The organism is Vibrio sp. 10N.222.52.C12 (genome assembly GCF_041474215.1).
Classification (GTDB): Bacteria; Pseudomonadota; Gammaproteobacteria; order Enterobacterales; family Vibrionaceae; genus Vibrio; species Vibrio crassostreae_C.
The window spans coordinates 1-8,147 of the sequence record NZ_JBFRTR010000189.1; the positions used below are offsets into that span (position 1 = coordinate 1).

An 8,147-nucleotide genomic window follows, 5' to 3' on the forward strand; every position below is an offset into this window, starting at 1 on the left:
GTGAAATTCCTGCCAAGAGTTAAACCTTGAATCATACCTAGTCGATATTAATACAGACCTATTATTTGTTTTTCATAATCATTACGTAAATTTATGTCCAGTTCATCAAATCCATCAAGAATAAGTAAAACCTTTCCCAACTTTAGAGAATAGTCAAGTTGAGTGTTAGAGAATCTTGATTCAATGTCCGAGAGGTTACCTAAAACATAGTCATATAATGATGTAGAGCTAGAAGAATTTAAATGACGTAGTTCAATGAAGAGCGGTAAAACCCCACTAGGTTTTTCGATTAAGTCTAGAAAAACACTTTTGCAAAATGTTGACTTTCCTGAACCTGCAGAGCCTTGAACTATTACCTTATTTTGGACTAGAAGGTTGTCAATAAAGGTGTCTTCCTTGATAGTACTGCTCTCGCTAGATACCAGGTCAGTCCTAACATAAAAATCTTTTAGTTTAACTGGTGCATCGCGATAAAGCAGAGTTTTAGATTTGCTGTGCTTGTCGTAATTCCTTTCCAAATAATTCGCAAAACAATCATCAAAATGAACTTTTGCCTTATCAAATGACTCCTTGCCTAGTTGACTGAGCCCTTTGATAACAGGATCAGAGAACTGCTTTACAAGTTCAACAACGACTTTATTTAAATCTAGTTCTTTCATAATACACGCCTTAAAACTGGTTCGTGGTTACTTTAGATAAAACCAATGATGAAGATAAACGAGTTTCATATAATACTGTAACTAGCTAAAAAATCGAGATAAAGTTCTTACAAAAGTAAGTTTACGCTCGTATCTAGGTTCAATTTACCTCCGTGATACAACACGGGGGCCGAGCCCCCACAGCGTCGCGCTCGCTGTTCAGCTCTCACGACTCTCGCGAAGCTGTGATCGGACTATAGAAGACGTTTTCAGAGTGATTTACAGCACAAAAATCAGAGAATTCATTTGAGCTAAGAACAGCACGGTGACGAACTTTTTGAGATTTGGGTGTCAGATTAGTTATATTTGGTCAAAACTCACCAGACCGAGAACGCAGGCTTTTTGGCAAAACTGACAATGGGGCAAAAATGTGTTGACTGAGGTCAAGCTAATGAAAACCTGTCAGACCAATCTAAATCCATTTTAGCAAGCGGGTTATATGTTGGATTTTGAACTAAGATTAGCCATCACTTTTTCAATCTCTTACACAAAGCTAGGAGCAAAGCCGAGCTATCATCGTTGAGAATATTGATATCTCACCTCTTTTAAAGGTTTTACTGGTATTAATATATTCTATGGAAAGAATGTATTACGAGAGTAATGCATCAGCTTGCTCTAGTAAAAAAGGGAAGCGCTTGCTTCCCTTTCTAAATGCTCAAACCATCCCGCGCTCTTTCGCCCATTCAATGAACTCTTTGTAAGGACGTTTTCCTCTCATGCCTTTCACCGCTTTTGGGAAGCCGAGCTCTTGAGTCCAACGCCATAGAGTAGGCTGGCTAATACCAAGAGTTTCACGAACCTCTTTATCGCTGATGAAAAAGCGTTGTGTTGCTAGGTTTATCGTTGAATTAACCATTTTGATTTCCTCTATTAGTTGAACTTTTCATATAACAAACATAAAACACCGCACAAATAACGGCATAGACGGCGAAACTGATCATTGGGCAACTCCTTTTGCTGGTGGCATAATTCGTACTCGGTTCGTGGTGTGCCAACACATCGCATCACCATTAAACAAACCGCCTTGGCGTAACTTAGCGCAGCCTTGTGGTAGCTGTTCACCACATTTACCGCAACAACCCAAATCGCTTTCTATCTTGGGTATCTCGGCATGAACACGATGAATCAGCGACTGCAAAGCTTCAACTTGGGTGTAAGGTTCCCTTGGGTAAGCGAAGAACTGGCATATATCATTAAGCTTTGTGATTTCATTGGGTGATAACGTCACTCGGATATCGTTATTGCCACTGGTTTTACGCTTATCCCTTAGGCGCTTGGCGCGAACTGCTGCTTGTTTGCGTTTACGTTCCTTAGTCATTTTGCAGCTTTTCGCTTTCGAGCGGTGGCCTTCTTTTTTACTGGGGCAAGCAACTGGCGAGCTTTTGCTAAACAAAAGTCGAAACACTTGCCGCCACGGCCTCCGAACGAAGCGGTTGTTCGGTAGATTTTAATCGCGAAGTTACAAGCCCGAGTTGCTTCGTCACGCTTGTAGCCTTCACCAAGTAAGATTTGATGAATCTTTTTATGGATAAACTCTTCCTGAGAGTTTCGAAGTGGGGGAGTCGTCATTACACAAAGTTCCTTTGGTTTCAGGGTGAAACCTGGCAATCAGTCTACGTACTTGAAATTGGTGGTCAGCCAGTTATATACTGATTGCGAGGTTTAGGTTTGGTTATCTAAGTCTCATTGCACAAAGTAAGCCCTTATTGGTTTGGTCACCGATAGGGGTTTTCTCTTTTACAGCCTTTCAAAATCTCATTTCATTCAATTTAGTGCTCAATTGGTCAGAAAGAGCGTTGAACTGATGGATCGTTTGGGCGTCTTCTTTTCCTACGCTTACTTCCAAATTTTCACACTTATCGCTTAGCTGAATGAGTTGTTCTAGATCGTCATAAAACGGATCGCTTTTTGGCATCTTTGCTAGGTAATGTTCGAAGCTCGTTCTATGTAATTGAATAGCTTTAGCGCCTTCTAGAGTTTTGTTGATGTCTGTAAGAGATAAATACGTCATGGGGTTTCCTTTTTACTTAGGTACATTGTTATTTGCCATAATGTACCTCAAAGGCACTAATTATATTTGTCCTTGTAAAGTACATTTTTTGGCTTTATTTGAATTTTACGAATTTAAGGTACAAAAAAAACCGCTATTGTGAGCGGCTTTCTTTGAGTGCTTCTTTGCTACAAGTTCATAATGACTTGTTTTACATAGCCGACTATTCGGCAATTCCCACTGATTGGGATAGGGTCATATTTGGGGTTTAGTGGGACCAAAAACTTATGTGGGCCATCAATCTCTAGCTTTTTAATCGTTGCCTCTGGAGCATCATTAAGTGTCGCTACGACAATCTTTCCATTATCAGGGCAGTTGCATGGTTCAACTACTACAATGGAGCCAGCTGGTATCGACGGGGAACCGTGTGGATTGGTCATAGAGTTGCCCGTAACACGCATGGCAAAGGCTTCCTCACTGATATTGCTTGAGGTTGTTTGCCAGTCTAACTCCTCGTAAATAATGTCTTTAGAGTCGATTTTCCCCCAAGAACCTGCTTGCACATGACTAAGAATAGGTACTCGTCTAGTTTGAGTTGAAGTGAATTGCGTCGACGCTTCTTTAAGCTCTTCTTCAGTATGATCTGTATCTAACCAACCTTCTGGCATGTTGAAAGATTTCTCTATGTGTCGAGCAATTTTTGGCCCAATAGCACGTGTTGCGCCTTTTCCCATAAATCGACTGGCTTGAGTTGTAGAACGGTCAATTTTGTCTGCAAATGCCGTAGTACCACCAACTTTTTGAGCGAGAGATCGTGCATTTTCTCTTCTAATATCTTCTGCAGTTTTCATTACATCTACCTGAGCATTTTTAACTACTTAGAACATGTTGTTACTTTAAGATTTTGTTCCTAAAAGGTACATGCCCTTGAAGGTACGTTTTGTTTGTGTATTATGTACCTTAGAGGTGCTCAATATGTATAAAGAATACTGGTGTCAGTTATCTGATACGCAAAGAAAATCTATGGCTAAGAAGCTAAAAACAAGTACAGGGTACTTACGTTTGGTGATTACTGGACACAAAATCCCAGGGGCTGCATTAGCAAAAAACTTACATGACGTAACTAATGGAGAGGTCGATAAACATCAACTGAGGCCAGATATTTTCTAACATCATATTAAATTTTTTAGGTCAAGGCTGATCACCAACATTCTGGATAAATAACCAGTAAGGAATAACCATGCAACCTAGTTTAAAAAGCGTTATGCATAACGCGGTAGTCGCTTGGCGAAGTGACGCGACGAAAGAACAAATTGCAGAATACATTTCTCGTTTCTATCACAAGATGAAAATCTACGAGGAGGAAGACTGCCAAAGGGAACATCTTCTCAAAGTGCCGTCGGCTTTCAACAATCCAAACAACACTCAAAATTTATTTCGTTATGTCAGCAGAACAAGCACAGAGGCCAAAGCTAACGTGATGGATTTGTTGCCTGCAATTATTGCAGCCATGCCTAAAGCTAGGGCAACGGCTGCACTGAATCAGTTCTTAAACCCGCTTGGGTATTCAGTCGCTGCTATTGGTTCCAGTCAAACCATGGCGAACCGTGACCAACTACTCGCCGATTTTAGCAAAGAGTCATCTGAAGCACTCCGCTCGATACTTTTACTTGGTGAACATGCCACTTCTGACCAACTTCGTGATGCTTACCGAGAGCTACAAGAGAGCGCCGGCTCTCACGAGCCGTTACTTCAATACTTAGAAACATTGATGGCGCAAAAAGGCTGACCACCTGAATGCATTTAATAACCACGCGAATTAACAAAACAAGAGAACTTTGTGCAATGAGTCTTTCTTATCAAAATTACCATGGCCAAATGCTGTGGATAGCAAACAACGGCAATTGTCGTTATGTGGTGTCGCGCAATAAAGCGAAGCAAATCCTACAAACCATGAAGGCGAGGGTGCAGTTATGAAAAACAAGTTAGCTGATCTTAATAATCACCTTTTTGCTCAAATGGAACGTCTGTCTGATGAGGGTATAACCGACGATAAATTGAATGAAGAAATTAATCGTTCAAAGGCTCTGACCACAGTGTCAAAACAAATCATCGATAACGCTCGTCTTGCTCTGGATGCTCAGAAGTTTCGTACAGAGTACGCGGGTCGAATTGAATTACCCGAAATGATTGAGGGTAATAAACATGTCTAAAGGTCAATCACATCGTTACACAGAAGCGCAGTGCGCATTCTTGAAAGAAAATAGCATCATGGTACGGCGTGAATTGACGGAGGCCTTTAATCATCGCTTTGGAACAAATTTGACGCTCGCTGCAATTAACAGTTTCTGTAAACGCAAAGGTTGGTTTACTGGCCGCGACGGGAAGATAGAAAAAGGGAACAAGCCGTGGAATAGCGGTACCAAGGGCCTGATTAAGGCAAACGCCGGAAGTTTTAAGCCAGGCCAAAAACCAGCAAACAGTAAGCCAATAGGACATGAGCGTATTTGCTCTAAAGATGGGTTTATTCTCGTCAAAGTAGCAGAGCGTGATCCATATACCAAAGCCAAAACGCGTTATAGGGCAAAGCATCAAGTTGTCTGGGAACGTGAACATGGTGAGATACCAGATAACCATGTGATTCGTTTTAAAGATGGCGACAAGCTGAACTGTGCTATCGACAACTTCATTTGCGTTTCATTGGCTGTCAATCTTCGTATGAATCGGAATCGAGTTCAGGACCTGCCAATAGAGCTTAAAGCAACGGGGCATGCCATCGCAGAGCTCGAAGTTGCAACATTCAACGCAGGGAGGAAAGTCAGATGAGTATGCTTCTTACCGCTCAAGCCATGCAGTTAAAAGTTGGCAATGCGACTCGTAAACTCGTGTTACTTAAGCTAGCTGACAACGCCAACGACAGTGGGGTGTGCTGGCCATCTTATGAGTACATTGCAGATATGTGCGAGGTCGACCGCCGAACAGTAATGCGTCATATCAAAACGTTAGAAGAAATGGGGTTTGTTTCAGTTCGCACCCGAAAGGGAGAAAAGGGCAATTCGAGTAATGTATACCAGTTAAATTTAGGGGGTGACAATTTGTCACCCCCTAGTGACACACGATCACTAGGGGTAGTGTCAGAGGATCACCCCCCTAGTGATCCTATGTCACCCGGAATCAGTCATAGAACCAGTCAATTAGAACCAGTAAAAAATAAACAAAAAAATTCGAGTGAACTTGAATCTTGTTTTGCTCGGCTTTGGGCCGCATACCCAACCAAGAAATCGAAGAAGAACTCGTTAGCAAAATTCAAAAGTATCGTGACAGCGCAAAGTGAACCTCCGGAAGTGTTCACCGAGATGCTCTGTCGAGATGTAGAAACTCGTGTGGCCAATCGACAGTTTGGTTTCGATAAGCTGCACCTAACGACTTACTTGAATCAAGAACGATGGAACGACGACCATGAAAAGACTCGAACAAGCCAGGCTGCACCGAAAAATCGAGTCGAGCAATACAACGCAGAGTTGCTCGAACGATACGGACACACTGCCACATCGATTGGGCGACAAGGTAATTCTTTTGAACCTGGAAGATTGGATCCAAGTCAAATTTGTGGAGGCTTACGGGACGAAATGGCCGTATCAGGCACTACCATCGACTTGGACTCAAGCGATTACAACGATGTCGGTCAGTGAGATTCGTCGTGCAGTCAATCAGGCTTTGTTGGAAGGGGGGGTATGGCCACCAAGCTTGCCAGAGTTTGTGTCTATGGGACGTGAAGAGTTGGTTGATATTGACGAGGCATTTACTCGAATGCTGCGTTGTGAACCCAAGGGGGATATCGAGTACTGGACATCGCAAGAGGTGGGTTTTGTTTGTCGAGGCCTGCTAAGCGAACGTGAGGCTAGAGTGAAGTTCCGAAAAACGTTGAAGAAGTACGCAGACAAAGCCAAGGATGGCTCGCTTCCCTCAAGAAACGCGATGCGTTTGACCGATAAATCTGAGGTCAAACCACTCAATGAGCTTGAGCGCCCCAATCCTAAGAAGTTTCGAAAGAACTCGGTATTTGCAAGGGTCGCAGCTCTGGGAGCGAGGGCGTAATGCGAATTGAAAAGCTATTGGCAAAGTTCAATGTAAAAGGGATCAACTACGACCTCTGTTCTGGCGGTAAGGGGGGACTGTCTCTGGATGAGCAGCTGGCAATTGTTGGTCTAGCCTGGAAGGAAGCACCAGTAGGTTTCTTGGTGTTATTCGTTGAATATTTGCAAGATAGACCTGCACTTAACAAGCTTTACCAAACCACCTTGCAGGAAGCCAACACGCTGATGGATACATGGCGCGGTCCATATCCCGATAGAGCATTGGAAGCGTTAGTCAGGACAGCGATTGCAGAAGCGACCCAGCAGTTTGGCCAAGTCTGCCCTGAGTGTAATGGTAGCGGTAAGTATATTGCGAAGAATCGAGTAAGAAGAACTTGCCCATGCTGCGATGGTGGCCGGATAGGCTGGACGCAAGAAACTCGCTTCGCTTACTTCTGCCAAACTTTACCCGTTACCTTCTCACGATTTAAGAAGTACGAGTCGATTCTAGAAACATTGGTTAAAGGCCTGGTAGATAAGCGCAGTGCAGCCGTTTTGGCGTTGCAGGGTAGGTGTGAGGAAGAGTTGAAGTAGAATACTTCTAGGCTTAATAATTCACGTTCCTTTACTGTTACCAAAGGACGACATTAGGTGCATATGGCATGTGAAATGTATTTGCAATAGAAATCATAAGAAATTTATTGAGTTCATTGAGGTGTATCAATTTTTAAGTTAAATCACATTTACATTTAAGTTGATGCTAGACTCTAGAAAGTGAGGTCTGTAGACTTCTTACCTTGTCCATGTATATCTGTGATTAATATGAGTGTTTATGTTTAACATAAAAAATGAGATTTATCGCACGGAATGTGAGTTCGATAGTGAATTTGATAGTGCTCTTGAACATGAATTAAAGTGTGATGAATTCTATAAAAAAATCATTGAATCTCAAGCGTTTACTCGTCTTTTGCGAGTATCATTCCTTGGGGCGATAGATTATGTCTATAAAGATAATAAACAAAATCGTTATAAGCACTCATTGGATGTGGCAAAGCTAGCCTTATATGTTTGTAAAGAAAGAGGCTATAACAAAGAAACTCAAGATCATATAGTGGCTGCTGCTCTTTTACACGATATTGGCCATGCTCCTTTTTCACATAGCATGGAACCATCTTTTGCTGAAGAATTTGGTGTCGACCATCATATTGCAGGTCACAGTATTGTTAATGGAAAAGAAGATATAGGGAAAAGTTTAAAAAAAATACTGGATTCAAAAGTAAACTCTTATGATGTATTGAATTTGATGGAGCAAAATTCTAATGAAGAATTTAGTGATATATTTAATTCACCTATAAATGTAGATACTATTGATGGGATTCATAA

The 8,147-nt window shown here is 41.9% G+C and carries 14 protein-coding genes; 8 read left to right on the forward strand and 6 right to left on the reverse strand.

Annotated features, from left to right (window positions below; genetic code table 11):
• Positions 1-47: 47 nt before the first annotated feature.
• From AB4623_RS23425 to AB4623_RS23450, 6 genes are all read right to left on the reverse strand, one after another.
• Positions 48-659 carry an NACHT domain-containing NTPase gene (locus AB4623_RS23425; RefSeq protein WP_372147461.1) on the reverse strand — a complete coding sequence of 204 codons (612 nt, stop codon included), beginning with the start codon at positions 657-659 and terminating at the stop codon, positions 48-50.
• 694 nt (positions 660-1,353) lie between these two features.
• Entirely contained in the window at positions 1,354-1,554 is a 201-nt protein-coding gene (locus tag AB4623_RS23430; protein WP_108167919.1) for an AlpA family transcriptional regulator, read from the reverse strand.
• Between the two features lie 81 nt (positions 1,555-1,635).
• The gene (locus AB4623_RS23435) at positions 1,636-2,016 is read right to left on the reverse strand and encodes a hypothetical protein (protein ID WP_372147462.1); all 381 of its coding nucleotides are present in this window, start codon (positions 2,014-2,016) and stop codon (positions 1,636-1,638) included.
• Positions 2,013-2,267, reverse strand: a complete 255-nt coding sequence (locus AB4623_RS23440) for a hypothetical protein (protein ID WP_048666441.1) — start codon at positions 2,265-2,267, stop codon at positions 2,013-2,015. The genes AB4623_RS23435 and AB4623_RS23440 overlap by 4 nt, the downstream gene beginning before the upstream one ends.
• A gap of 178 nt (positions 2,268-2,445) precedes the next feature.
• Positions 2,446-2,709: a hypothetical protein gene (locus AB4623_RS23445; protein WP_050650705.1), complete on the reverse strand. Its 264-nt coding sequence runs from the start codon at positions 2,707-2,709 to the stop codon at positions 2,446-2,448.
• 167 nt (positions 2,710-2,876) lie between these two features.
• Positions 2,877-3,539, reverse strand: coding sequence for a LexA family transcriptional regulator (locus AB4623_RS23450; RefSeq protein WP_048669300.1), 663 nt, complete (start codon positions 3,537-3,539; stop codon positions 2,877-2,879).
• A gap of 124 nt (positions 3,540-3,663) precedes the next feature.
• Here AB4623_RS23450 and AB4623_RS23455 point away from each other — a divergent pair, with 124 nt between their 5' ends.
• The 8 genes from AB4623_RS23455 to AB4623_RS23490 form a co-directional block, all read left to right on the forward strand.
• Positions 3,664-3,858, forward strand: a complete 195-nt coding sequence (locus AB4623_RS23455) for a hypothetical protein (protein ID WP_048666438.1) — start codon at positions 3,664-3,666, stop codon at positions 3,856-3,858.
• A gap of 70 nt (positions 3,859-3,928) precedes the next feature.
• Positions 3,929-4,477, forward strand: coding sequence for a toxin YdaT family protein (locus tag AB4623_RS23460; protein WP_050650704.1), 549 nt, complete (start codon positions 3,929-3,931; stop codon positions 4,475-4,477).
• Positions 4,478-4,661: 184 nt separating this feature from the next.
• Entirely contained in the window at positions 4,662-4,901 is a 240-nt protein-coding gene (locus tag AB4623_RS23465) for a hypothetical protein (RefSeq protein WP_048663583.1), read from the forward strand.
• Positions 4,894-5,514, forward strand: a complete 621-nt coding sequence (locus AB4623_RS23470; protein ID WP_372106136.1) for an HNH endonuclease signature motif containing protein — start codon at positions 4,894-4,896, stop codon at positions 5,512-5,514. Before AB4623_RS23465 ends, AB4623_RS23470 begins: the two co-directional genes overlap by 8 nt.
• Positions 5,511-6,380, forward strand: coding sequence for a helix-turn-helix domain-containing protein (locus AB4623_RS23475; protein WP_372106137.1), 870 nt, complete (start codon positions 5,511-5,513; stop codon positions 6,378-6,380). Before AB4623_RS23470 ends, AB4623_RS23475 begins: the two co-directional genes overlap by 4 nt.
• Positions 6,367-6,786 (forward strand): hypothetical protein, encoded by a 420-nt coding sequence (locus AB4623_RS23480; RefSeq protein ID WP_372106138.1) that lies wholly within the window; start codon positions 6,367-6,369, stop codon positions 6,784-6,786. Before AB4623_RS23475 ends, AB4623_RS23480 begins: the two co-directional genes overlap by 14 nt.
• A complete protein-coding gene (locus AB4623_RS23485; protein ID WP_372147464.1) occupies positions 6,786-7,358 on the forward strand; it encodes a hypothetical protein in 573 nt (190 codons plus the stop codon). Before AB4623_RS23480 ends, AB4623_RS23485 begins: the two co-directional genes overlap by 1 nt.
• Before the next feature lie 238 nt (positions 7,359-7,596).
• A partial coding sequence (locus tag AB4623_RS23490; protein ID WP_372147466.1) for an HD domain-containing protein occupies positions 7,597-8,147 on the forward strand: 551 nt, incomplete at its 3' end.

Excerpts from the sequence above, each read along its gene's own strand:
- AB4623_RS23445 (WP_050650705.1), bottom strand. The coding sequence starts at position 2,709 with ATGACGTATTTATCTCTTACAGACATCAACAAAACTCTAGAAGGCGCT.
- AB4623_RS23435 (WP_372147462.1), bottom strand. The coding sequence starts at position 2,016 with ATGACTAAGGAACGTAAACGCAAACAAGCAGCAGTTCGCGCCAAGCGC.
- AB4623_RS23475 (WP_372106137.1), top strand. The coding sequence starts at position 5,511 with ATGAGTATGCTTCTTACCGCTCAAGCCATGCAGTTAAAAGTTGGCAAT.
- AB4623_RS23485 (WP_372147464.1), top strand. The coding sequence starts at position 6,786 with ATGCGAATTGAAAAGCTATTGGCAAAGTTCAATGTAAAAGGGATCAAC.
- AB4623_RS23455 (WP_048666438.1), top strand. The coding sequence starts at position 3,664 with ATGTATAAAGAATACTGGTGTCAGTTATCTGATACGCAAAGAAAATCT.
- AB4623_RS23460 (WP_050650704.1), top strand. The coding sequence starts at position 3,929 with ATGCAACCTAGTTTAAAAAGCGTTATGCATAACGCGGTAGTCGCTTGG.
- AB4623_RS23480 (WP_372106138.1), top strand. The coding sequence starts at position 6,367 with ATGTCGGTCAGTGAGATTCGTCGTGCAGTCAATCAGGCTTTGTTGGAA.
- AB4623_RS23430 (WP_108167919.1), bottom strand. The coding sequence starts at position 1,554 with ATGGTTAATTCAACGATAAACCTAGCAACACAACGCTTTTTCATCAGC.
- AB4623_RS23425 (WP_372147461.1), bottom strand. The coding sequence starts at position 659 with ATGAAAGAACTAGATTTAAATAAAGTCGTTGTTGAACTTGTAAAGCAG.
- AB4623_RS23465 (WP_048663583.1), top strand. The coding sequence starts at position 4,662 with ATGAAAAACAAGTTAGCTGATCTTAATAATCACCTTTTTGCTCAAATG.
- AB4623_RS23470 (WP_372106136.1), top strand. The coding sequence starts at position 4,894 with ATGTCTAAAGGTCAATCACATCGTTACACAGAAGCGCAGTGCGCATTC.
- AB4623_RS23440 (WP_048666441.1), bottom strand. The coding sequence starts at position 2,267 with ATGACGACTCCCCCACTTCGAAACTCTCAGGAAGAGTTTATCCATAAA.
- AB4623_RS23450 (WP_048669300.1), bottom strand. The coding sequence starts at position 3,539 with ATGAAAACTGCAGAAGATATTAGAAGAGAAAATGCACGATCTCTCGCT.